21 protein-coding genes are annotated in these 23,967 nt (G+C 31.4%); 20 read left to right on the top strand and 1 reads right to left on the bottom strand.

Features of this window, described 5'->3' with window-relative positions; all coding sequences use genetic code 11:
* The first annotated feature begins 44 nt into the window (after window positions 1–44).
* The 4 genes from lysA to BT151_RS14625 all read left to right on the top strand — a co-directional run bounded on the left by lysA (window position 45) and on the right by BT151_RS14625 (window position 5,270).
* Window positions 45–1,280 carry a diaminopimelate decarboxylase gene (gene lysA, locus BT151_RS14640; protein WP_072403073.1) on the top strand — a complete coding sequence of 412 codons (1,236 nt, stop codon included), beginning with the start codon at window positions 45–47 and terminating at the stop codon, window positions 1,278–1,280.
* A gap of 134 nt (window positions 1,281–1,414) precedes the next feature.
* Window positions 1,415–2,335, top strand: a complete 921-nt coding sequence (locus tag BT151_RS14635; RefSeq protein WP_072403072.1) for a sterol desaturase family protein — start codon at window positions 1,415–1,417, stop codon at window positions 2,333–2,335.
* Between the two features lie 133 nt (window positions 2,336–2,468).
* Window positions 2,469–4,529 carry a histidine kinase dimerization/phosphoacceptor domain -containing protein gene (locus BT151_RS18860; RefSeq protein ID WP_245794865.1) on the top strand — a complete coding sequence of 687 codons (2,061 nt, stop codon included), beginning with the start codon at window positions 2,469–2,471 and terminating at the stop codon, window positions 4,527–4,529.
* Window positions 4,530–5,270, top strand: a complete 741-nt coding sequence (locus BT151_RS14625) for a LytR/AlgR family response regulator transcription factor (RefSeq protein WP_072403071.1) — start codon at window positions 4,530–4,532, stop codon at window positions 5,268–5,270.
* A 4-nt stretch (window positions 5,271–5,274) separates the two neighbouring features.
* Here the strand turns inward: BT151_RS14625 and BT151_RS14620 are convergent, their stop codons facing one another.
* Window positions 5,275–7,233, bottom strand: a complete 1,959-nt coding sequence (locus BT151_RS14620; protein ID WP_072403070.1) for a sensor histidine kinase — start codon at window positions 7,231–7,233, stop codon at window positions 5,275–5,277.
* A 186-nt stretch (window positions 7,234–7,419) separates the two neighbouring features.
* Between BT151_RS14620 and BT151_RS14615 the strand changes: the two genes are divergently transcribed.
* The 16 genes from BT151_RS14615 (at window position 7,420) to BT151_RS14540 (ending at window position 23,892) form a co-directional block, all read left to right on the top strand.
* Window positions 7,420–8,184, top strand: coding sequence for a hypothetical protein (locus tag BT151_RS14615; RefSeq protein WP_072403069.1), 765 nt, complete (start codon window positions 7,420–7,422; stop codon window positions 8,182–8,184).
* 57 nt (window positions 8,185–8,241) lie between these two features.
* On the top strand, window positions 8,242–8,760 hold the full coding sequence (locus BT151_RS14610) for an ester cyclase (protein ID WP_072403068.1): 519 nt from the start codon (window positions 8,242–8,244) through the stop codon (window positions 8,758–8,760).
* A gap of 87 nt (window positions 8,761–8,847) precedes the next feature.
* Complete coding sequence (locus BT151_RS14605; RefSeq protein WP_072403067.1) at window positions 8,848–9,786, top strand: NAD-dependent epimerase/dehydratase family protein; 939 nt, start codon at window positions 8,848–8,850, stop codon at window positions 9,784–9,786.
* A gap of 29 nt (window positions 9,787–9,815) precedes the next feature.
* Entirely contained in the window at window positions 9,816–10,856 is a 1,041-nt protein-coding gene (locus BT151_RS14600; RefSeq protein WP_072403066.1) for a methyltransferase, read from the top strand.
* A 181-nt stretch (window positions 10,857–11,037) separates the two neighbouring features.
* Entirely contained in the window at window positions 11,038–13,008 is a 1,971-nt protein-coding gene (locus BT151_RS14595; protein ID WP_084647981.1) for a M1 family metallopeptidase, read from the top strand.
* 20 nt (window positions 13,009–13,028) lie between these two features.
* On the top strand, window positions 13,029–13,541 hold the full coding sequence (locus tag BT151_RS14590) for a RidA family protein (protein WP_072403065.1): 513 nt from the start codon (window positions 13,029–13,031) through the stop codon (window positions 13,539–13,541).
* Window positions 13,542–13,618: 77 nt separating this feature from the next.
* Entirely contained in the window at window positions 13,619–14,560 is a 942-nt protein-coding gene (locus tag BT151_RS14585; protein ID WP_072403064.1) for a nuclear transport factor 2 family protein, read from the top strand.
* Between the two features lie 137 nt (window positions 14,561–14,697).
* Window positions 14,698–15,000 (top strand): EthD family reductase, encoded by a 303-nt coding sequence (locus tag BT151_RS14580; protein ID WP_072403063.1) that lies wholly within the window; start codon window positions 14,698–14,700, stop codon window positions 14,998–15,000.
* A 45-nt stretch (window positions 15,001–15,045) separates the two neighbouring features.
* Window positions 15,046–15,528 carry a YybH family protein gene (locus BT151_RS14575; RefSeq protein ID WP_072403062.1) on the top strand — a complete coding sequence of 161 codons (483 nt, stop codon included), beginning with the start codon at window positions 15,046–15,048 and terminating at the stop codon, window positions 15,526–15,528.
* Window positions 15,529–15,791: 263 nt separating this feature from the next.
* Entirely contained in the window at window positions 15,792–17,141 is a 1,350-nt protein-coding gene (locus tag BT151_RS14570) for an MFS transporter (protein WP_072403061.1), read from the top strand.
* A 20-nt stretch (window positions 17,142–17,161) separates the two neighbouring features.
* On the top strand, window positions 17,162–18,037 hold the full coding sequence (locus tag BT151_RS18630) for an ester cyclase (RefSeq protein ID WP_084647980.1): 876 nt from the start codon (window positions 17,162–17,164) through the stop codon (window positions 18,035–18,037).
* Between the two features lie 20 nt (window positions 18,038–18,057).
* The gene (locus BT151_RS14560) at window positions 18,058–19,110 is read left to right on the top strand and encodes a proline iminopeptidase-family hydrolase (RefSeq protein WP_072403060.1); all 1,053 of its coding nucleotides are present in this window, start codon (window positions 18,058–18,060) and stop codon (window positions 19,108–19,110) included.
* Window positions 19,111–19,141: 31 nt separating this feature from the next.
* Window positions 19,142–20,179, top strand: coding sequence for a hypothetical protein (locus BT151_RS14555; RefSeq protein WP_072403059.1), 1,038 nt, complete (start codon window positions 19,142–19,144; stop codon window positions 20,177–20,179).
* Window positions 20,180–20,274: 95 nt separating this feature from the next.
* Window positions 20,275–21,597 carry an MBOAT family O-acyltransferase gene (locus BT151_RS14550; protein WP_245794862.1) on the top strand — a complete coding sequence of 441 codons (1,323 nt, stop codon included), beginning with the start codon at window positions 20,275–20,277 and terminating at the stop codon, window positions 21,595–21,597.
* Between the two features lie 20 nt (window positions 21,598–21,617).
* Entirely contained in the window at window positions 21,618–22,472 is an 855-nt protein-coding gene (locus BT151_RS14545; RefSeq protein ID WP_072403057.1) for an SDR family oxidoreductase, read from the top strand.
* Window positions 22,473–22,596: 124 nt separating this feature from the next.
* The gene (locus BT151_RS14540) at window positions 22,597–23,892 is read left to right on the top strand and encodes a DUF418 domain-containing protein (protein ID WP_072403056.1); all 1,296 of its coding nucleotides are present in this window, start codon (window positions 22,597–22,599) and stop codon (window positions 23,890–23,892) included.
* The last annotated feature ends 75 nt before the right edge of the window (window positions 23,893–23,967 follow it).

Raw genomic sequence — 23,967 nt, 5'->3', positions numbered from 1 at the left:
TTCATATCCTTAAAAAAAATATCTTTGACAAAAAATTGGATGTTATGACTGAAAATCAATTACTAAAAACTGCACAAGAATTTGGCAGTCCTATTTACGTTTACGACGCAGAAAAAATTGAATCTCAATATAAAAGACTTACTAATGCTTTTAAAAGTGTTAAAAAATTAAAGATTAACTACGCTGTAAAAGCGTTATCTAATATATCTGTTTTAAAGTTATTTAACTCTTTAGGTTCTGGTATCGATACAGTTTCTATACAAGAGGTACAATTAGGTTTAGCTGCTGGTTTTAAGCCTAATCAAATTATTTTTACGCCTAATGGTGTATCATTATCCGAAATTGAAGAAGCTGCAAATTTAGGTGTTGAAATTAATATTGACAACTTATCCATATTAGAGCAATTTGGCACAAAACATCCAAAAGTGCCTGTATGTATTCGTATTAATCCACACGTTATGGCTGGAGGAAATGCTAACATATCTGTAGGTCATATTGATTCAAAATTTGGAATTTCAATTCATCAAATACCACACATTTTACGCATTGTAGAAAACACTAAAATGACCATTAACGGTATACACATGCATACTGGTAGTGATATTTTAGATATTGAAGTGTTTTTATATGCTAGTGAAATATTATTTGATACTGCTAAACAATTTAAAAACCTAGAATTTATCGATTTTGGTTCTGGTTTTAAAGTACCTTATAAATTAGGTGATATTGAAACTAATATAGAAGAATTAGGTAAAAAACTTTCTTCTAGATTTAATGAGTTTTGTAAAGAATACGGTAAAGATTTAACACTTGCTTTTGAACCTGGAAAGTTTTTAGTGAGTGAGTCTGGTTATTTTTTAACCAAAGTAAATGCAGTAAAACAAACCACTTCTACCGTTTTCGCTCAAGTAGACTCGGGTTTTAACCATTTAATTCGTCCTATGTTTTATGGTTCTCATCATGATATTATTAACATTTCAAACCCAAAAGGCCGCGAACGTTTTTACACTGTTGTTGGGTATATATGTGAAACCGATACTTTTGGAAATAACCGACGTATTAATGAAATAAACGAAGGTGATGTGCTATGTTTTAAAAATGCTGGTGCTTATTGTTTTTCAATGGCAAGTAATTATAATTCACGTTTTCGTCCTGCCGAAGTGTTATGGTATAAAGGAGAAGCTCACTTAATTAGAAAAAGAGAAACTTTTGATGATATTCTAAATAATCAAATTGAAGTAGATTTTTCAACTAAAAAAGAAGCTGCATTAGCCAAATAATAAATATTTATAAATAAATTTTAATCCTCTTTAAGGTAATTAACTATTAAAGAGGATTTTTTATTTAAAAAAATACTATTTATCCTAGTTTAAGAGCAAAATCGCGCTATTTTTGGAAAATAACGATAATTTTAATGAATTTTACAAATCCACTAGTGTACGGTGTTCCTTGTTTTCTTGGTTTCATATTACTAGAATTAACCTACAGCAAACACAATAAAGAAAAGAAAGATTTATATAATTGGAAAGACTTAGTAGCAAGTCTCACCATGGGTATAGGCTCAACTATTATTGCACCACTTACTAAAACTATAGCTGCAATTGTACTTTTTAATTATGTTTATGATGTTTTTAATCCAGAAATAGATGGTATTCGAACTAATATTATGGGTTGGAAATCCTTTGGTTATGCTTGGTATATTTGGTTAGCATGCCAATTATTAGGAGATTTTAGCTACTATTGGTTTCATAGGCAAAATCACAATGTTCGTTTTCTTTGGGCTGCACATATTGTGCATCATTCTTCAAATAAATTTAATTTGGGTACCGCTGTAAGAAACGGTTGGTTTACTATTTTTTATAAACCTTTTTTTTATATGTGGATTCCAGCACTTGGTTTTCCTCCAGAAATGCTTGTTGTATGTTTAGGCATTGAGGCTTTGTGGCAATTTCAATTACATTCTGTTTACGTTCCAAAACTGGGAATCATCGAAAAAGTATTTAATACTCATACTATGCACCAAGTGCATCATGCTCAAAATTTTGAATATATGGACAAAAACCATGGTGGATTCTTAAATATTTTTGATAAAATGTTTGGTACTTGGAAAGAGCTTGATGAAAGTATTGATATTAAATATGGTGTTACAAAAGAGCCAAATTCATATAATCCTTTAGTTATACTAACACATGAGTATAAAGATATCTGGAATGATATGAAAAAATCTAAAAACTGGTATCATAAATTTATGTATGCTTTTGCTGCTCCAGGTTGGAGTCATGATGGAAGTACACTTACCATTAAACAGCAAAAAAAAATACTTAACAACAAATAAGTATTTTTCTACAAAGCTTAACTTATTACATCAATATTATTAAAAATAGTTGTTAATATTCAATTTTTTGTTTAATATTATAACACATTCTTCCTCAGTCTTTTAATATTACCAACACTAATATAAAGACTTTATGCTTAATTCATTTACTAAACCCTACCTTAGGGTTAAAATATTTTTATTAATATTTCTGCTTATCTCTCAGTTTGTATTAGGTCTAAATACAATTGAAGGCAGCTTTAATAATTTAGTAAGTATAGTCTCAGCTACAGGTATAAAAAAAATATTAACCAACCCCAAACAAAAAACAAAACTTACCCCGAAAGCTTTAATTGAATTGAGTGATGCCTACACAGAAAAAGCATCTTGGTTTAGTATGATGCCACAATATAATGTGGATAGTTCTAAGTATTATGTTAAAAAGGCTTTTAGCGTACTTAATCCTAATGAACCATTACACAAAGATAAATTAGCTAGATTAAACTTTAAGCGTCTAAAAAGCATAATCTCAACTTATTCTTATGCCAAGAAGGATTCTCTAACAAAAATTGAATGGAATAAGATTAAAAATCTGCCTTTAATAAGTGATGAGAACAGATTACTTAATTATGATTACCTCGTTTATTGGGCAGACATAAAGCTTTTAAAAGGAGAACATAAAGAATCATTAAATTTATTTTCACAAGCTCTTGCTCTTATAAAAGAAAGTGACTCTCCTAAAATTAAAGCAAAAATGGAACTAGATAAAGGTTTGTATTACGCTAAATATGGGTTGCCTGAAGAAATAGTTTTATCAAAAAAAGCATTACAAAAAAGTCTTAAATATTACGAGCAAGTGAAAACTGATGAAAAATCAGTAGAACTTTACATGATTTACGCCCAACTAGTTTATCTGCACACAGGGAAAAACCAAGATTCAACCATGTTTTATTTAAATCGGGTAAAATCAGTACTTAAAAATTACAAAAAACCAACGGCAATGGTTTGGTATTATACTATGTATGCTTGGGAATTGATAATGAAACCCATTCCTGAACAAGAAAACGTAAACATTGAACAATTTGAGGAAGCCAAACAAAATATATTTAAAGCATTAAAAATACTAGAAAAATCAAACCAAGAAAAAAGCTCATTTTACCCTTATTGTTTTGAGCTATTGGCCGAAATAGAGTTAAAAACAAAACACTATGACACAGCAATTGAAAACTACATAAAAGCACGATTACATTACTTAGAAATAAACGAGCATACTAGAGGAATAAATTCGCTTCAAAACATTGCTGCTGCTTATGAAGAATCTGGAAATCTTTCCAAAGCCTTAGAATACAAAGAGAAATTTTATACAGAATCACTAGCGTCTGAAAAAGAAAAAAATGAACGTAGCCTTCGTGAAAGTGAATTACAACTCAATCTTCTGTCTCAAGATAAGTCGTTAGCTCGCCAGCAAAGTCAACAAGTTATTCTTCTTGTTGCTTTATCAATAGGTATTATTTCACTAATTCTAATGTTCAGAAATTACCGACTAAAGCGAATGAGTAACTTGAAACTAGGAACATTAAACCAAGAACTCAATATAAAAAATCAACAAAATGAATTGCTTTTAAAAGAAATTCACCATCGAGTTAAAAATAATCTTGAACTTGTTAAAAGCTTAATTTCCCTACAATCTGCTCAATTAGAAGACTCTGAAACAAAAGATGCTATGATAGCTAGTCAAAACCGTGTTCAATCAATGGGTATTATTCATCAAAAACTTTATCAAGGTGAAAACTTAGGAAGTATTGAAATGAAAGACTATTTTCTTAATCTTGGTGAGGGCATTCTAGACACCTTTAATGCAGATGAAAAGGTAAAAATTGAATGTGCTATGGATAATTTAGAATTAGATGTAGACACGGCGGTTCCAATAGGATTAATTGTAAACGAGTTGCTCACAAATGCTTTAAAGTATGCATTTCCAAAAAACTCAGAAGGAAATATCTCCATCAGTTTATCAAAATCTAACCCAGAAACTTTAATATTAAAAGTAATAGATAATGGTATAGGAAAAACAAAAGGGTTAGCACCAAAAGGTACAGGATTTGGCTCGCAACTTATTAAACTTTTAACCCAACAATTAAATGGTGAAATGGAAGAAGACACCTTAAATGGAACTTCTGTATTATTTCACTTTAAATTAAATACAGCAGCATAAATGTATACAAAGACAAAAATATTAATTGTTGAAGATGAAATGATAATAGCTGCAAATATTTCACTACAACTCACTACGTTAGGCTACGAAGTTACAGGTATTATACCAAGAGGTGAAGAAGCGTTAGTGCATATAGAAAATCATCAACCAGACATTTTACTCTTAGACATTAATTTAAAAGGAAAAATTGATGGTATTGAAACAGCTCTAATAATGCAAAAAACTTTTAATATTCCAATAATCTATTTAACAGCTAATGCAGATGGGACAAATTTTGATAAAGCAAAAGCAACCAATCCTTATGCGTTTATATCTAAACCTTTTAAAAAACTAGATTTAGAGCGTGCAATTGAATTGACTTTAAATAGAGTAAAATCTGAAAAAGAAAAGGAAAATATAGCAGGCGAAAAAACATATCCTTTTATATTAAGCGATAGTATTTTTGTAAGGCATCTAGAAAAGATGGTAAGGGTTGATATTAAAGATATTTTATACATAGAAGCCGAACGTAATTATTGCCGTATTTACTGTAAGTTAAAAGAATATTTATTGGTAATGACGTTAAAAGATCTCGATGAAAAATTACCACAAAAGCATTTTATAAGAGTACATCGTTCTTTTATTGTTAATATCTCCCAAATAGATGAAGTAGCTACAAGCCATATTGTAATTGCTAAAAAAGCAATTCCGGTAAGCAAAACATTAAAAGAAGAATTACTTAATAGATTGCAAACTATTTAAGATTTTATGCGGCTTTCTCTAATTTAAATTCAAATGAAATTGAAGTCCCTTTTTTGTCTTCTTTTTTTATACTTCCTCCTAATTGCAGAATTAACAAATTTATTAGCTGTGTACCAAAACCTGTTCCCTTTGTAGGTTTTTCTAGCTGTTGCCCCACACCATCATCTGCTACTTCTAAACGCAATGTATTATTTTCTATTTCTTGCAATCCAATTTTTATGTTTCCTTTTCTATTGTCTGGGAATGCATATTTTAATGCATTAGTCAATAGCTCGTTTACAATTAACCCAAGAGGAACTGCTGTATCTACATCTAGCTCTATTGTGTTCATGGCATATTCTAATTCAATTCTATCTTCTAAACCAAACGAATCTAATATATGATGTCCTAAATTAATTAAATAGTCTTTCATTTCTATGGTTGCCAAGTTCTTTCCTTGATAGAGTTTTTGATGTATCATACTCATAGAATGAACTCTATTTTGGCTTTCCTGCATCGCATCTAATACATTAGGGTCGTTAACTTGTGCAGATTGTAATGCTAATAAGCTTGACACTATTTCTAGGTTGTTTTTTACTCGATGATGTATTTCCTTTAACAAAAACTCTTTTTCTTTGTTTTGTTTTTCGAGTAATTTGTTCTTTTTCTTATTATTCTTAATCGTTGTGTATAAAAGTGATAACAACAATAAAAGAGAAACAACTATTATAATAGCTAGGGTTTGTCTGGTTTTTTGTTGTTTTATTTTAATGTCTTGTACTTTAATTGTGTTTTCTTTTTCGGCAACTTCAAATTCTGTTTGAAGCAGTGAAATTCGCTCATCAGCTTCAGCTGTAAAAACTTCGTTTTTTAATTTATCATAAGCTTCAATAGCTAAGTAAGCTTCTTTATAATTATTGCTACCAGCATATGCTTTTCCTAATGCTTGATAGGCCTGACTTAAAAAATATTCATCTCCAAAATCCTTTGTTGCCACTTTAATACATTTGTTTAAACTTACAATGGCCAATTGGTACTTTTCTTCTTTGTTTTGTGATTTACCAATAGAAAGCCATGAACGCATTACCATAAAATTATTGTCTAATAATTCGGCATATTTTACAGCATTAACTCCAGCTTCATTGGCTTTTTCAAATTCATTTAAATAGGCGTATAAATCTACTAGTGATATATAAACATCACTCAAGTTATTATAAAACCCATAACGTTCGCCAATTGCTATAGACTTTTCATAAAATTTAAGTGCTTCTTTGTACTGTTTTAATTCCAAATAATTGTTACCAACAACATACAATGTAAAATCGTAGTCTAAATCTTTTATACCGTATTCTTCAAAAATTTTAATAGATTTCAAACCAAACTCCAGGCCTTTTTCAAATTTTGCTTGTTTCCAAAACAAATTACTTAAATCACTATAAGCTAATGCTATCGCTTTTTTATCATTTAGTTCTTCACCTATGCGTAAGGATTCTAATGCATAATCTGCAGCTTTATCTAATTCTCCTCTACGTTCAAAAACATAACCCAATTGTGTATTTAAAAAGGGTAAATCTGTTTTTTTTACTTTATTTTTTGCTGATTGTAACACAACAAAAGCACTGTCTAATTTTTCCATTCGAAGTAAAATAGCGCCTTCGGTTATTTGAAATCGTCCTTCCCAAAGTGTGTCTTTTTTTAAACGGGTAAGAGTTAATCCTTCTTTTGTGAATTTATTAGCTTTAATCAAGTTTCTTGTATGCCAATAGTAAGCAAGGTCGTTTAATATTGAAAATTGAATAGTATCAACTTCTACTTTATTATAAGCATCTTCTAAAACTTCTAAATAAGTATCATCAAAATTATCAGTATCTACAAATACTTTATTGTATACATGTTTTTTGCTAAAATCTAAAATCTGTCCATGAGTAATATTAAAAAAAGAAAATACAATAAATACAACTGCCTTAGCTAAATATTTTTTCATTTAAAATTTAAGATTATAAGCATTGACATTGAGGTATTTAAATATACAATTATTCTTTTCAATAAGTACTCTGATAAATAAAAGTAGCTCTTCGGACAGTATTTTACATTCTTCGTCCTAACTCCAAATTATAAGACATTGATTTTCAGTAATTTCATAAAGCTATTAATCAATAAAACTATAAACATGAAAAATTCAAAAAACACAATGGTGTTTGCATTATTAATTTTATTAATGCCTCTAATCACTTTTGCTCAAGAAGAAAGCACAAGACAAGCTTATGTATTTCATTCTGACCCAGTATTCCCGTCTAAACTAACAGAATATGAAACTGTTGCTAAAAATTTAGTAGCTGAATGTTTAAAGCATAAAACAAAAGCGGGTTGGGCTACCTTTTTAATGAATGGTAGTAATTACGTTTATGTTTCGCCACTTAATAATATGGCAGAATTAGATGAAAATGTATTTGCCGATTTACAAGAAAAAATGGGAGATGAAGCCTTTAGTGATTTATTTAAAAAATTCAACAATTATTATAATTCTCATTCAGATTATATAATGGTATTGCGTAAAGATTTATCTTTTATGCCATCGGGAATAACTATTACTCCAGAGAATTTAAATTATAGAAATAATACCTTATACTATTTCGCACCAAAAGATTATGATAAAGCAATCCAAGTAGCCAAAGATTTTAAAAAACTTTACGAATCTAAAGGTTCCAAGCAATACTACAGAGTTTACCTAAATGGATTTGGAACAAATGAAACCTATTTAATGGTAGCCGAAGCCTCAAAAAGTGCTGCAGATTTTCATAAAGCAGAAGCTGATAATTTGACTTTACTTGGTGATGATGCTTATAAAATTTACTCAAGATTATTAGATATTCTCTTAAAAACTGAGACTATAACTGGTTATATGAGACCAGACTTATCGTACTTACCAAATTAATAACCAACCAAAACCTACTAAAGTAATTTTAGTAGGTTTTTTTAAAATCAATAAAAAATGAAAAAAATTCTATTGTTAGGAGTTGTAATAGTTCTATTCACATCTTGTGAAAAACAAGAAAAAAGATACACTCAACAGTCTCCAGAAATCGAGACCTATAAAAAAGTTATTGAAGCTTATGAAAAACGTAATTGGGACGAAATGACATCTCATTATGCAGACACTGCAAAGATTTTTAATAATGCCACCGAAAAAAATCCACAAAATTTAGCTCAATTAGTAGCTCAAAATAAAGAAGACGCATCTATTTTTTCTTCATGGGATTTTACAGATGAAAATGCAGAGTACGAAATGGTTGTTACAGACAAAGGGGAGACTTGGGTTAACTTTTGGGGTTTATGGCAAGGAAACTTAAAAGCCAACAACAAATTATACGAAATTCCAGCACATATAACAGCTCGTTTTGTTGACGGAAAAATTGTTAGAGAATATGGTTATTGGGATATCTCAAAGATTATGATGGATCTTAGAGACATTGAAACTGCAAAAATAACAGAAGAAAACACAGAAAATTAAATTCCAAAATGGGTAAATATTCAATTTTCACCTTTAGTAATCTATCTGTTATTTTCTCATTTACATCTAAAATCAAAAATATTAACCATGAAAAAAGTTGGCATCATAGGTGGTTCTGGTTTTATAGGTAGTTATATAACCAAACGATTTTTAGAAAATGGATTTGAAGTAAAAGTTTCAACAACCGATATATCAAAACACGAAAAATACGAACATTTGATGGAATTTAACTTCGCCAATCATTTATACATTAGTGAACTTAAGGTTGAAGATAAAACACAATTACAAGCATTTATTAAAGATTGCGATATAATTATTCATGGTGGCACACCATTTCAACTGGATGTTAAAGACCCAAAATCTGAACTTTTAGATCCAACCATTAAAGGAACAGAAAATTTCTTAGAGGTTATAAATGAAACACCAGGCATAGAAAAAGCAGTCTTCATAGCATCTGTTGCTGCTTGGAATACGAATTTTCCAATGTCTGCAGGCAGTAAAGCTTCAAATGAAATTTTTAACGAAAATGATACGCCCTTTATGAGTAATGAAAGTCATCCATATGCTCAGGCCAAATTTATTGCAAATCAAATGGTAAATAATTTCATTAAAAATAACTCAGATCTTGATTTTGAAATCACAAGTGTATCTCCAGTTGCTGTTATGGGAAAATCGCTTTCTAACAGAAAAGATTCCACCTCAACAAGTTTACAATTCTTGCTTAAAAAGCAAATAGCACCTAACCCATTTATTCAAATGTTACACGATACCGATATGGAATTTGCTATAGTTAGTGTAAAAGATGTGGCAGAAGGTGTTTATAAAGCGGCAACTATTTTTGGATTACATGGCAAAAATTATTTACTAAGTAGCGAAACCTATCCAGTTTCAGACATCACATTAATACTTAATAATAAACAGCCAAAAAACAATCCAAAAATTATTTATCAAAATCAGCTAGCAAAACAGCAATTAGGTTTAACGTTTCAATCTGTAATTGAAACTTTACAGGAGTATAATACGTGAAATAAATAATCAAACTAAAGTTATTAATTATGGAAACAGCAATACAGCCATCACCAGCAGCAATTCTTCAAATGGGAACAGGATTTTGGGCATCAAAAGTTCTATTAACAGCTGTAAATTTCGAACTGTTCACATACCTCTCAAAAAAATCGAATCAGTCGGCAAAAGGCATCAAATCTTTATTGGATTTGAAATGTACAGACAGAAATACTTACGACTTTTTGGATTGTCTAACAGGATTAGGATTTCTGAAACGTGAAGGTCTTTTAGAAACTGCGAGATATTCTAATACTGTGGATACAGATATTTTTCTGAATAAAGCCAATCCATCTTACATAGGCGGAATCCTTGAAATGATGAATGAACGAGGCTGGGGCATTTGGGGAAATCTTGATGAAGGTTTAAAAACTGGATTAATCCAGAATGAAGCCAAAAATGGAGGCCAACCTATATTCGATTTGCTTTACGGTAATCCCGAATTATTAAAAAATTTCGTCGACGGAATGACTGGTGTTCAAATGGGCAACTTTATAGCATTGTCACAAAAATTTGACTTTTCAAACTTTAAAACATTGGTCGATGCAGGCGGATCTGCTGGTGTCTTATCTTTAATGGTTGCTAAACATAATCCACACATGAACTGTATTACTTTCGATTTACCTCCACTTGAATCTATGGCGAATGAAACCATTCAAAAATTCCAAATGGCAGAACGTGTAAAAGTAATGAGTGGTGATTTTTTCAAAGATGGATTGCCAAAAGCAGATATCGTGACTATGGGAAATGTAATACACGATTGGGACGAAGACACCAAAATAAAACTGATACAAATCGCTTATGATGCGCTGCCAAAAGGAGGCGTTTTGATTGCAATTGAAAATGTTATTGACAACGAAAGAAAACAAAATGTTTTCGGAATGATGATGAGCCTAAATATGCTCATAGAAACAGGTGATGGGTTTGATTACACCTTTGACGATTTTAACAGATGGGCTAAAAAAGTTGGGTTTTCTTCAACTGAATTATTGCCTTTGACTGGACCATCCAGTGCTGCCATTGCTATAAAATAATTAATAAACCATACTACTAACAGATAACTCAATAACTATTAATTCAATTCAAAAAATGAAAGCAACACAAATATTAAAACTAAGTATTTTCTCAATGTTATTATCAATGAGTTTCATGGCATGTAACCAACCAAAAAAAGTACAAGTAAAAAAAACATTAAATAACTATTCAAAATAAACCATGAAATCAAAAATAATAGTTTTACTAAGTCTTCAATTATCAATTTATACACTTTTCAGTCAAAACATAACGGGTACATGGTATGAAATTGCTAAACCAAATGCTAGTTTAGAAATCATCATTGATAAAAACAACGATATCTATTCTGGAATCTATAATTGGGAATGGAAAAACGGGACTAATACTATTAATACACCAATTGATAATGTGCTTATTAAGAATGATTCACTTTTAATAGAATTGAATTACTTAGACTATAATCTTAATTTCAAATTGCAAAAGGATAATAAAACAGAAACCTACAAAGGCTTTTTCTATCTCAACTCTCGTCAATTAGGCCCCGTTACTTTGAGTCGTACTCCTATAGAACGCGATTTGACCATTAGCGCAGTAGCCGAAAAAACATATACTAAACAAGATACCTTAAGAGGTAAAATAACTCCAGAAAGAGCATGGTGGGACTTAACCCACTATAATTTAGATTTTGAATTGGATATCGAAAATAAATTTATCAAAGGGTCTAATACCATAGCGTATACAGTACTAGAATCTAAAAATGTCATGCAAATTGACCTACAGCCTCCAATGAAAATAACAAAAGTTATTCAAGCTGGAGTATCGTTGCTCTTTACACAAGAAGAAAATGCCTATATCATCCAGTTGAAAGAAGACCAGATAAAAGGATCATCAAAAGAGATTGAGGTTTTCTATGAAGGAAACCCAAAGGAAGCTCCAAGACCACCTTGGGATGGCGGTTTTACGTGGGAGCAAGATTCGAATGGCAAACCTTTTGTCTACACCTCATGTCAAGGAGAAGGTGCTAGTTTATGGTGGCCTTGTAAAGACCATATGTACGATGAGCCAAATAACGGTATGACAATAAGCATAAACGTTCCTGAAAATCTTATAGCTGTTGCCAATGGCAAACTCACAGCCACCGAAAAAAATGATAATGGAACTACTACCTATGAATGGACAATAGTAAATCCTATCAACAATTATGGTGTTAGTCTTAACGTGGCAGATTACGTTCATTTTTCAGACCTATACAATGGGGTAAAAGGAACACTTGAATGTGATTATTATGTACTGCCAGAACATCTAGAAAAAGCAAAAGTTCAGTTTAAACAAGCACATTTGATGCTTGAAGCTTTTGAGTATTGGTTTGGTCCATATCCATTTTATGAAGATAGTTATAAGCTAGTAGATGGCGTAGGCATGGAGCATCAAAGTTCTGTTGGCTATTCAGGATACGAAAATGGTATGGAAGGTTCTGATTATTCGGGTTCTGGTTGGGGTTTAAAATTCGACTACTTGATTATCCACGAATCTGGTCATGAATGGTTTGCAAATAACATTACTTACAAAGACATGGCAGATATGTGGATTCATGAGGGATTCACAACTTACTCCGAAGCCCTGTATGTTGAATATCATTTTGGAATAAAGGCTGGAGAAGAATATATTAAAGGTCTTTCTCAAAGTATAGCAAACGACACCCCAATTATTGGCGATTACGACATTAATGACATAGATTATACACAAGATGCTTACAGTAAATCTGCTGCGTTCTTGCACACATTAAGGCAAATAATTAATGATGATGAAAAGTGGAGAGCCATCCTCACAGGATTAAATAAAGAATTCTACCACAAAACAGTCACTTCAGTTGAAGTTGAAAATTATATTGCGCAAAAAGTTGGATTCAAATTAAATACATTCTTTGATCAATACTTGAGAACCACGGAAATACCAACTTTAGAGTATCATTTTAAGGATCACACATTTGCCTATCGTTGGCTAAATGCCGTGCCTGGATTTAATATGCCATTGAAAGTAAAACTAGATAATAAAGAGCAATGGATTAAACCAACAACCAATTGGACACATGAATATACTAAAGATACAAAAAAGGAACTGATTGTTAACCCAAATTTTTATGTGGCTAGTTTCAGGAATATGAAAAATTAATTGACAATAAAATTCAAAAAATGAAAGCAACACAAATATTAAAACTAAGTATTTTCTCAATATTATTATCAATGAGTTTCATAGCATGCAACCAACCAAAAAAAGAACAAGTAAAAGAAATTGAAATGGTTGAAGTAGAGCAAGAAACACCGGAATACTACTTGCTTCGCCCAGAAATCGAAAAAGCTTATGGCTACTCTCATGCGGTAAAAATTGGTAACGACATAAAAATCTCTGGAGCAGTTAGTATGGATAATGAAGGAAATCCAACAGCAATAGGAAATATTGAGCAACAAATGAAAAACTGTTATTCAGATTTAGAAAAAGTTTTAAAGCATTATGGATGCACGTTTGACGATGTTATTCTCGAAAACGTATTTACTACAGACATGGCGAAGTTTTTAGAATTTGCTGGCTATAGAACAGAAATCTATAAAAAACAATTCCCAACAGGATCTTGGTTGGGTGTTAAAGAATTAGCATTACCAGAATTTATGATAGAAATAGAGTTAGAAGTATACAAGCCAGAATAAACCAAATGTTCAAAATAAATATTAATTAATTAACCAAACAGTGCGGTGTCAGCACGATAAACTCTGACAAATTTAAAATGAAAAAAGTAACCTTATTTTTTATGTTGATGATAACTTTCATCACATATGCACAGAAAAAAACAAATGGAACAGTTTATATTGACCACCCTGCAATTACAGTAGTAGAAGATATGACTAAAGCTTTCGTAAGTGGCGATTCAACTAAAGTAGCCAGTTATTTGGCTGATGATTTTAAATCCTATAATGGAGTTGGTACAGCTGTAAAACAAGAAGGTCGAGACAAAACATCATTCGTTAAAAGTGTTTCAGGATGGTTTAACGCCCTAGATTATTATTCTATTGCCCCCTCAAAAGGCGCTTATCCAGATGCTATCGAATATAAAAAAGATAATGACAAAGATGTGGTTTGGGTTCAAACCTGGGAAGACTTAAAAGGGATGCATAAAACAACAGGTGTAAAAGTTAATATGCCTATGCATAGGCTATACGTTGTAAACAAAGACAACAAAATACAAACCTTAATAAGCTATAATAATGAAAGTATTTTTGATGAAATAGGTAGCAGCTTTGTTAAGAGAACTAATGGTAAAATTTACAATCATCACGATAACATTAATACCGTTCGAAAATTGAATTATGCTTACGAAAATTCAGATCTGGAAACAACTATGAGTTATTATAGTGATGATGCTACTTTCTATGACATTAATTCTGAATATGGTAAATCGAATACCAAAGCCGAAATAAAACCTATGTGGCAAAAGTTTTTAGATGATTATGAAATAGTAAGCATAGAAATGATTGGTTACCCTGATTATTTGGAATATGAAATGGGTGAAGGACGCGAAGTACTATCATGGTGGAATTATCATTTAATTCGTAAATCTGATAAAAAAGAAATATCAGTTCCTTTTCATTTCAGTGATAGCTTTGATGCTGATGGAAAAATAGTTTCTGAAATGATTTATTATAGCCAAACATTATTAAGTGCTAAATAAATGATAAATACCCAGCATATAGGTAGCTTACCTTTAATAGCTGCCTATATGTTTATTAATAGGTCAGATTAGTGCATGAAAAATGCCAAAATATCTTCAAATTATAAACTATTCAACAAAATTTAAACCAAAAAATAATGATTAAACTAACTGTACTTTATGGACACCCTATCGATGTCTTAGCCTTTGAAAATTATTATACTAATAACCATTTGCCTATAGCAGCAAAACTTAAAGGACATGAAAAGTTAGAACTTACTAAATTAACTAGTGGACCGGATGGTGAAAAACCTGCCTATTACCGTATCGCAGAATTCTGGTACTCCAGTCCAGAAGCAATGCAGAAAAGCATGAATTCTACTGAAGGGCAAGCTACTGCAGCAGATCTATCCAACTTCGCAACTGGCGGTGCAACATTAATGGTAGGCGTCGTTGAGTAATAGTTTAAAATTGAGGGAATAATAAACTAATAAATTACAACAAATATGAAAAATGCGATTAAAACAATTAAACTGTTTGTAGTAAGCTTGTTTTTGATATTCACTTTCACAAAATGTATTAAAAAAACAGATGCAAAGGTAAATGTCTCTGCTACAATAGAAGAACTCGGCCAAATGAATCGAGATTTCGCTAGTGCTCTCATAGCAAAAGACGCACAAGCAGCAGCAAATTTGTATGATGAAAATGCATCACTCTTACCTCCAAACAAACCTATAATTAGAGGGCGAGAAAATATAAATGAATACTGGCAAGGGGCAATCGATGGTGGTTTAATTGAAGCTTCAGTAAAAACTATTTATGCCGAAAGTGATGGTGACTTAGGTTATGAAATAGGAACTTTTGAATTAAAATTTCAAAGTGAAAATGACTCAATAATTGTAGACACAGGAAAATATACTGAAATATTGAAGCGCAACTCAGAAGGTAAATGGATTTCACTTTATGGTATGTGGAGTAACAACGAATAATATTTAAATTCATGGAGGCTATAATTACCACTGGCAAGGTATTTATCGAACTCACTTTAGGCATCATGTAAATCTTTACTTATTTAGCTGATGTTTTTAGAAAGGAAATAAAAAAATGGCAAATGGATATTATCATTAGAAATTATCCTGTATCTCATTTTTAATTACATATAATATTTTAAATAAGCACACCAGAGATGCATTTGCTAGATAGTTTGCAGTATTACCTATTACTTGATTTTTTTAAATGAAGAATAACAAAAATGAATGAAACAAAAACTTCAGAATTAATAAGTGAGGTATCAGAAATTAAAAAATCTAATTGGTTTCTAAGTGATAATCCTATATTAAGATACATAACGTTTTCTGCCTTGTATGTAGCACAAGGAATTCCTGAAGGTATAACTTATTTTGCTATTCCTGCTTGGTTAGCCATGAATAATAAAACGCCTATTGAAATAGCCAGTTTCGTTGCCGTTATAGGGATTCCGTGGAGTTTTAAAATTCTCATTGCACCACTTATGGATCGGTTTACCATTTTATCAATGGGTCGTAAAAGACCTTGGGTTATTTTTGGGCAATTAGGATTAATAGTAAGCTTTTTGGCTATAGGCTTAGTGCACGATCCTTTAAATAATTTAAACGGATTAATGATTGCTGGTTTCTTCATTAGTTTTTTTGGAGCATTTCAAGACGTTGCAACAGATGGAATGGCAATAGATATAGTACCACTAAAAGAGCAAGCTAGAGCCAATGGTTTAATGTGGGGTTCAAAAACAATTGGTACTGCTTTATCTTTGGTAATAGGTACGTCTTTAATTAATTTATTAGGTTTTACAACAGCCGTTTCATCTTTATCTATTGCTGTTGCTTTTATTATACTTTTTCCTATTCTTTTTAGAGAACGTTCTGGCGAAAAACTTATGCCATGGACAATAGGTAAACCTTCAAAACAATCCAAAAATGCGCAACTAAAAAGCTGGAAACAAATTTTTAAAAGTCTCTTAAAAATAATCATTTTGCCATCTACTATAATGATGGGTCTTGCTTCAATAATTAGTGGGTTTATGTATGGTTTAGTTGATACGCTTTTACCAATTTTTACCATTCAAGAACTAGGATGGACCAACACATCTTATTCGCAAGTATATTCAATTACTACTGTGGTTGGAGGTTTTATTGGCATGTTTGCTGGTGGGGCTTTGGTTGATTTTTTGGGAAACAAAAAAATGATAATCATTTACCTCATTGCAACAACTGTATTAATTGCAAGTCTTGCTCTACTTCCTGAATTTTGGAAAAATGACAAATTCATATTTGGGTTTATTCTGCTTTACTATTTGTTCTATACATTACTTTGTATAGCAATTTTTGCAGCCTGTATGAAACTGTGTTGGCGAGTAGTTGCAGCAACCCAATTTACTCTTTTTATGGCACTTTCAAATATGGGTCGTGCATCAGGCTCTGGTCTGGTTGGTACTCTTAAAGAAATTATGTCTTGGGAATATGTTTTACTCTGTACAGCTATTTCACCATTAATAACTATATTTTTTATAAAATATATAGATTTTAAAAAGCATAGAAAATCTATTGAAGAATTTACAATTCAATAATAATTAAAATCAAACCTAAAATGAAAAAAATAACCTTATTATTAGCTATCATCCTAACAAGTACTTCAACATCATTTGCACAAAAAAATAACATTGAAAAAGATATCAAAATGTACACCCAAGTATGGGATGACATTATTAACAAGGGTGAGATTGACAAAATAAATACCACTTATTTCGACACAAATATTACAGCAATTACTAGCCCTGAAAATATTGTAGGCATTGAGGACTTTAAAGCATTTTATCAAAATTACCTAACAGGATTTTCTAATGTCACCTTTACAATCATTGATGTATTTGGACAAGGAGACAAAATTGTAAAACATTGGAACTTTAAAGGCAAACATACTGGAGATTTTTTTGGAATTCCTGCAACAGATAAAATGGTTGATATTGATGGTGTAACACTTGTAAAAATGAAAAAAGGGAAAATTTCGCAAGAACAGGATTTCCTTGACAATATGGTGTTTTTATCACAATTAGGGTTGGTTTCATATCCTGAAAATATTAATACAATTGATAGTTTATACAAATCATTTGCCATTGGAGATATTCCTTCAGTATTAGCGGCAATGGATTCAGAAATTGTTTGGAATGAAGCCGAAGGAAATTCTTATGCAGATGGAAACCCATACATAGGTCCAGATGCGGTAATTAATGGTGTTTTTGCTCGTATTGGAGCTGACCATGAATATTTTAAATTAAAAGATATTGAACTTCATGAAATGAGTAACGACCAAGTGCTTGCAACCTTGCGTTATGATGCAAAATACAAAAATGATAATGCTTATAATGCTCAAGTTGCTCACTTATGGACATTAAAGGATGGTAAAATAATAGCTTTTCAGCAATATGTTGATACTAAAAAATTAGCTGATGCTGAAAACAAATAATTGAGAAAATAATTAAAATTATGAAAACACGTTTTTTGACATTAATAGTATTTACTTGTTTGCTATTTTCTTGCAAGAATAACAAAACAGAAAAAAACACAAAAGCAGATTACAAATCATCCTATTTTGATTATTCAAACAGCGACGATCAATTTACAGGAGGTGTAAAAATGATTCCTATTACTACACCAAAAGGGACTTTCAACGTATGGACAAAACGTGTTGGCAACAACTCAAAAATGAAAGTATTATTACTTCATGGTGGCCCAGGTGGAACGCATAATGAATTCGATTGCTTTGATGGCTATTTCCCTAATGAAGAAATTGAATATATATATTACGATCAATTAGATTCTTATTATAGCGATAAACCTAATGATTCAACACTATGGACAAAAGAGCATTTTGTTGAAGAAGTTGAACAAATAAGAAAAGCTCTTAATTTAAACAAAGACAATTTCTACTTATTAGGACAATCTTGGGGAGGTATTCTAACAATGGAATATGCCTTAAAACATCAAGATAATTTAAAGGGACTAATTATTTCAAATATGATGGCAAGTGCTCCTGAATATGGTAAATACGCACAAGAGGTTTTAGGACCAAAAATGAATGCTGAAATATATAAGGAAATTCAAGATATGGAAGCAAATCATGATTTTGATAACCCAAGATATAGCGAATTATTGATGGGCAATTATTATACAGAGCATATTTTAAGAATGCCTGTTGAAAAATGGCCAAAATCTGTAAACCTAGTATTAGAACATCTTAATCCAAATATTTATGTTTTTATGCAAGGGCATAGTGAATTTGGAATGACAGGTAATGCCAGTTTAAAGAATTGGGATGTTTCAAAAGAACTAAAAAACATTAAAGTTCCAACATTAGTAATTGGTGCTACACACGACACGATGGATCCTAAATACATGAAATGGATGTCTGAAGAGGTACAACATGGACGATTTTTATTATGCCCAAACGGCAGCCATTTATCGCAATATGATGATCAGAAAACGTATTTCACTGGCTTAATTAAATTTATTAAAGACGTGTATGACGAAACCTTTTAAATGAAAAATAATTAAACAAAAACCAACCAACATGAAATTAAAACAATCGCTAATCATTGCAGCGACTTTAGGTGTTATTTTAGTTGCAGCATGGGAACTTTATTGGCGCTCCCAAGGTCGCCAACCTAATATTGATGATAACAAAAACCTTTGGGCTAACCAAAGAGCGAAACTTGAACATTATAATGATAACACTGTTGTTTTTATAGGGTCTTCAAGAATTCTATATGATATTCAATTGGATATTTGGATAGATGAAACTAACACCGATCCTGTTATGCTTGCCGCACAAGGCACTTCTCCATTACCTATTTTTAGAGACATTGTTGATAATACAGATTTTAATGGAACTCTTTTAGTTGGTGTTACACCACCATTACTTTTCTCAACAACCTATCCTGAAGCTAATTTTATTAAAGTAGCTCAGTCTTTGGTTGATTATTATGATAAAAGAACTTATGCACAGAAATTAAATCACAAATTATCTATTCCATTGCAAAAGAATTTAGCATTTATAAGAGATGGAGACCAAAGTTGGGATACCGATGTAGACTTAAAAATGCTTTTAAGTCAAATTCATCTTAAAGAAAGAACAGGACCTTTTTATCCACCATTTAATAATTTTGAGAGTATAACTTTGGATAGGCATATGAAAATGCCACAAAAAATGGTTACAGATACGGCTTATTCCAACTCTGTTAAAAAAGTTTGGGCATATATCTTAGGTGGTGATTTTCCTCCACCAGAAAGAGAAGCGACTATAAATGCTACTGTTGAATTAGCGAAAAAATTCCAAGCTAGAGGGGGTAATCTCATATTTCTTCGTTGTCCGTCTTCTGGTCTTTTCCGTAAAATAGAAAGTTTGGGGTTTCCTAGAAATCAATTTTGGGATATTTTAATTGAAAATTCTGGTGGCAAGGCATACCATTATGAAGATTATGAACAATTTCATAATTTAAATTTACCTGAATGGTCTCATCTAGCTGAAAAAGATGCACGATTTTTCACTACAGAGCTTTTAAAAATCATGAAAGCAGATGGTGCTTTAACTAACTCTAAATCCGACTAATTATGTTATTCAATTCTTTAAGCTTCGTAGTATTTTTAGTTATCGTTTTGGTTCTTTATTATTCAAAAATATTTAATTGGACAAACAAAAAAAGGATGCTACTTTTAGCAAGTTATGTATTCTATGGCTTGTGGAATCCGCCTTTAGTAATTTTACTTTGGATTTCTACAATGGTCGATTGGACTGCTGGAAATAAATTAGCCATTGAAGAAAACCAACGCAAAAGAGTTATGTGGTTGGTGTTAAGTATGGTTGTTAATTTAGGCTTTCTAACCTTTTTTAAATACAGAGATTTTCTATTAGATAACTTCACCTCTGTAATAAACACTTATGGTTATGGTTATAGGGCAAAACCTATGGATATTCTATTACCCATGGGTATTTCGTTTTATACTTTTCAAACCATGTCTTATACCATAGACATGTATTATAAAAAAATTAAACCTGCTAAAACCTTTTTAGATTTTGCTTTGTATGTTACTTTTTTTCCACAATTAGTTGCAGGACCAATTGTAAGAGCTCAAGATTTAATCACGCAATTTTATGAAGAAAAACGAGTCACTTTTAATCAATTTGCTTGGGGTTTGTTTTTGTTAACAATTGGTTTGTTCGAAAAAACTGTATTAGCAGATACTCTTTTGTCAGACACTTCAGATACTGTATTTGGTTCCAAAGGAATACTAAATAGTATAGATGCTTGGGCGGGAACATTAGCTTTTTCTGGTCAAATTTTCTTCGATTTTGCCGGGTATTCAACTTGCGCCATTGGTATTGCATTAATGTTGGGTATTATTCTGCCCGATAACTTTAGGTATCCTTATGCATCAATAGGTTTCTCAGATTTATGGAAACGTTGGCATATTTCATTATCAACTTGGTTAAGAGATTATTTATATATCCCTTTAGGTGGTAATCGTCATGGTATTACAAGAATGTATGTCGCTTTAATGTTAACAATGTTGTTAGGAGGCCTATGGCATGGAGCCGCTTGGACATTTGTAATTTGGGGAGCACTTCATGGCATATATTTAGTTTTAGAACGCCTTTTAAAAAGTAAAATAAAAATTAAACTAAATGCTATAAACGGTATTTTATTAGCATTACTAACCTATACTTTGGTCAATTTTACATGGGTATTTTTTAGAGCCAGAGAATTTTCAACAGCTAAAAATATGATAGCTTCCATGCTATTTGTAAACTCTGAAGGCGAAAAGGTTTTAGAAAGTTTTGATATTATTAAAGTGTTCGTATTAATTACTATTCTATTTATTAGTCATTGGATTATGAGAAACACGTCATTAAAAGAGGTCTCTCTCAAAACCAAACCTTGGTTATTAGGTGTTGTTTGGGCAATTATGTTTTTCTTAATTGTTATTGCTCAAGGCAGTGGTGAGCAGTTTATATATTTTCAATTTTAACCATTTAAAACCAACCAATTATGAAAACAGTAATTATTACAGGAACGAGCAAAGGCATTGGTCTTGAAACAGCATTATCATTTGGTCGTGCAGGTTACAAAGTGTTTGCCACGATGCGTAATCCTGAAAAAGCTTCGGATTTTAAACAAAAAATCAAGAAAGAATCTCTAGACATCACGATTTCTAAAATGGACGTTGATTCTGATGCTTCGGTAAAAAAATGTATATCTGCCATCATTCAAAAACATAGTTCTGTCGATGTATTGGTCAATAATGCTGGGATTGAACGCCATGGCTCTATTGAAGAAATACCAATAACCGATTTTCAAGCCATTATAAACACCAATTATTTAGGAGTACTTCGCTGTATCAAAGCGGTGCTACCACAAATGCGAAAAAACAAAAAAGGATATATTATCAATATAGCATCTATTTCTGGTCATATTTCTAACAGTCCATTGGGTGGATATGCTGCAAGCAAGCATGCGCTCGAAGCTATAAGTGAAGCATTGGCGCAGGAAGTAAAACCATTTAATATTAAGGTTGCTATTGTAGAACCTGGTATAATTAATACTCAAATGGCAACTAATATTGCTGTAAGTGAAGATTCAATTTATCCGCACTCAAAACGCTTTGCTGGGCTTTTTTCTGCATCACTAAAAACGCCAACACCTTCAACACTTGTGGCAGATAAAATTTTGGAAATAACAAAAAACAACAACTGGAAATTAAGACATCCTGTTGGTCCAGATACAGAACCTTTCATGGCATGGCGAGCCTCTATGAGTGATGAAAAGTGGATAGATTGGAATGCTGCCAATGACGAAGACTGGTACAAATCTGTAGAGCAGGATTTTGGTTTGAACGCAAGATAAAAGCATTTCCAATGGCATTAGTACTATTAAAGCCTATATGTTTTTTTTAGTTTCCATTGAAGAAGTTAGCGGCGAACAATTTATCTGTTTCCAATTTTAATTTCACTAACTATAATCAACCATTATGACAACAACAGCAACATCATTAACCCCTTTAAAAGCAATGGACAGGATTCACTCTCTTGATGTAATTAGAGGAATCGTTCTTTTTGGAATTTTATTAATGAATATTAACGGTATGGGTTTAGCTCATGCATATGGTGATCCCACTGTATCCGGAGGTTCTACTGGATGGGATCTTTATACTTGGATAGCAACAAACATGTTTTTTGAAGGTACTATGAGAGCATTGTTTTCTCTACTATTTGGAGTAGGTATGTTTATTCTATTAGATAGATTGGAAAATAAAGGTGCAGGTTTGAAGGCTGCAGACATTTATTTTAGAAGATTACTATGGCTACTCTTTTTTGGATTGGTTCATGGCTATTTATTGCTTTGGACTGGTGAAATTTTATATCAATATGCACTCATGGGGTTCTTGGTATACTCATTTAGATACTTGTCGCCAAAAAAATTAATTCTTATTGCATTATTCTTATTCTCAGTAGGTGCTTTATGGAGTTACTTCGATTATACTAAAGATGTAAAATTTATGGAAGATGTTGCACTTGTTAAAACCAATAAATCTGAAGGAAAAACATTAACCAAGGAACTTAAAGAAACAGAATTCAAGTGGGAAAATAAGCAATGGGAAAGATCACCAGAAGGTGTTAAAGATTATAACAATAATATGCGCAAAAGCTATTTAAATGTAGTTGCATTTCTAGGGCCAACAAATCAACATTATGATGAGAATTGGCCTTATCGATATGATTTATGGGATGTATTAAGTATGATGCTTTTAGGTATAGCCTTATTCAAATTAAATATTTTATCTGCAGAGAAGTCTTATAAATTTTATTTTATAATGGCAACTTTAGGGTATTTAGTTGGGTTAACCACTAATTATTTTGAGATCAACTATATTATGAATCAAAAATTCTCCTTGTTAAGTTTCTCAAAAACAAATATAACTTATGATTTGGGTCGTGTTGGAGTTGCCATGGGTCATGTGGGACTTATCATGCTTTTTTGTAAATCATCAATTCTAAAATGGTTAAAAAATGCACTCTCTGCTGTTGGTAAAATGGCATTAACTAACTATGTAATGCATTCGGTTTTTGCTATGTTTATATTCACTGGTGCTGGTTTTGCTTTATTTGGCACCTTTAAACGTCATGAATTATTATACATTGTTTTCTCAATATGGTTATTTCAGTTAATAGCAAGTCCTCTTTGGTTAAAGTATTTTCAGTTTGGCCCTTTAGAATGGCTATGGCGTAATTTAAGCTACAAAAAAAGACATGCGCTCAAAAAATAGACTAAAAAACATCCATAATCAAAATAAACAATTGATTCTGGATGATTTCTTTAAAGCTAAATTAAATTAATTATA

The organism is Flaviramulus basaltis (genome assembly GCF_900114265.1).
Classification (GTDB): domain Bacteria; phylum Bacteroidota; class Bacteroidia; order Flavobacteriales; family Flavobacteriaceae; genus Flaviramulus; species Flaviramulus basaltis.
Note: the sequence above shows the minus strand (reverse complement) of the source record. Positions and strands in the feature narration are given on the sequence as shown.

Bases quoted from the DNA above. Each gene is read 5' to 3' on its own strand.
- lysA (WP_072403073.1), top strand. From the start codon at position 45: ATGACTGAAAATCAATTACTAAAAACTGCACAAGAATTTGGCAGTCCT.
- BT151_RS14635 (WP_072403072.1), top strand. From the start codon at position 1,415: ATGAATTTTACAAATCCACTAGTGTACGGTGTTCCTTGTTTTCTTGGT.
- BT151_RS18860 (WP_245794865.1), top strand. From the start codon at position 2,469: ATGCTTAATTCATTTACTAAACCCTACCTTAGGGTTAAAATATTTTTA.
- BT151_RS14625 (WP_072403071.1), top strand. From the start codon at position 4,530: ATGTATACAAAGACAAAAATATTAATTGTTGAAGATGAAATGATAATA.
- BT151_RS14620 (WP_072403070.1), bottom strand. From the start codon at position 7,233: ATGAAAAAATATTTAGCTAAGGCAGTTGTATTTATTGTATTTTCTTTT.
- BT151_RS14615 (WP_072403069.1), top strand. From the start codon at position 7,420: ATGAAAAATTCAAAAAACACAATGGTGTTTGCATTATTAATTTTATTA.
- BT151_RS14610 (WP_072403068.1), top strand. From the start codon at position 8,242: ATGAAAAAAATTCTATTGTTAGGAGTTGTAATAGTTCTATTCACATCT.
- BT151_RS14605 (WP_072403067.1), top strand. From the start codon at position 8,848: ATGAAAAAAGTTGGCATCATAGGTGGTTCTGGTTTTATAGGTAGTTAT.
- BT151_RS14600 (WP_072403066.1), top strand. From the start codon at position 9,816: ATGGAAACAGCAATACAGCCATCACCAGCAGCAATTCTTCAAATGGGA.
- BT151_RS14595 (WP_084647981.1), top strand. From the start codon at position 11,038: ATGAAATCAAAAATAATAGTTTTACTAAGTCTTCAATTATCAATTTAT.
- BT151_RS14590 (WP_072403065.1), top strand. From the start codon at position 13,029: ATGAAAGCAACACAAATATTAAAACTAAGTATTTTCTCAATATTATTA.
- BT151_RS14585 (WP_072403064.1), top strand. From the start codon at position 13,619: ATGAAAAAAGTAACCTTATTTTTTATGTTGATGATAACTTTCATCACA.
- BT151_RS14580 (WP_072403063.1), top strand. From the start codon at position 14,698: ATGATTAAACTAACTGTACTTTATGGACACCCTATCGATGTCTTAGCC.
- BT151_RS14575 (WP_072403062.1), top strand. From the start codon at position 15,046: ATGAAAAATGCGATTAAAACAATTAAACTGTTTGTAGTAAGCTTGTTT.
- BT151_RS14570 (WP_072403061.1), top strand. From the start codon at position 15,792: ATGAATGAAACAAAAACTTCAGAATTAATAAGTGAGGTATCAGAAATT.
- BT151_RS18630 (WP_084647980.1), top strand. From the start codon at position 17,162: ATGAAAAAAATAACCTTATTATTAGCTATCATCCTAACAAGTACTTCA.
- BT151_RS14560 (WP_072403060.1), top strand. From the start codon at position 18,058: ATGAAAACACGTTTTTTGACATTAATAGTATTTACTTGTTTGCTATTT.
- BT151_RS14555 (WP_072403059.1), top strand. From the start codon at position 19,142: ATGAAATTAAAACAATCGCTAATCATTGCAGCGACTTTAGGTGTTATT.
- BT151_RS14550 (WP_245794862.1), top strand. From the start codon at position 20,275: ATGCTACTTTTAGCAAGTTATGTATTCTATGGCTTGTGGAATCCGCCT.
- BT151_RS14545 (WP_072403057.1), top strand. From the start codon at position 21,618: ATGAAAACAGTAATTATTACAGGAACGAGCAAAGGCATTGGTCTTGAA.
- BT151_RS14540 (WP_072403056.1), top strand. From the start codon at position 22,597: ATGACAACAACAGCAACATCATTAACCCCTTTAAAAGCAATGGACAGG.